The 415-nt window shown below is 54.2% G+C and carries 1 protein-coding gene; it reads left to right on the forward strand.

Features of this window, described 5'->3' with window-relative positions:
• A partial coding sequence (locus NR111_RS18875; protein ID WP_256821634.1) for a hypothetical protein occupies positions 1–415 on the forward strand: 415 nt, incomplete at both ends.

Raw genomic sequence — 415 nt, forward strand, 5'->3', positions numbered from 1 at the left:
GAAGAGGAGGAAGAGAGGAGAGAGAAAAGAAGGGAGAAGGAGAGAAAGGGAGAAGGAAAAGGGGGAGGGAAGAGGGAGAAGGAGAGGAGGAAGAGGGGAAGGAAAGGGGGAGGAAAAGAAAGGGGAGGGGGGGAGAGGGAAGAAGAGGAAGGAAGGGAAGGAGGAAAGGAGAAGGGAGGAGAGGGAGGGAGAGAAGGAGGAAGGGAAGAGAGGAGGAAAGGGGAGGGGGAGGGAAAGGGGAAGAAGGGAAAGGGGGGGAAAAGGAAGGGAGAGGAGAGAAGGAGGGAAAGGGAGAAAGGAGAGGAGAGGGAGAGGAAGAAAAGAGAGAGGGAGAGGAGAGGGAAGAAGGAAAGAGAGAAAAGAGGAGAGGGGGAGGGAAGAGAAAAGGAAAGGGGAAAGAGAGAGGGAAATAAAA

The organism is Dietzia sp. Die43, assembly GCF_024519835.1.
Lineage (GTDB): Bacteria > Actinomycetota > Actinomycetes > Mycobacteriales > Mycobacteriaceae > Dietzia > Dietzia kunjamensis.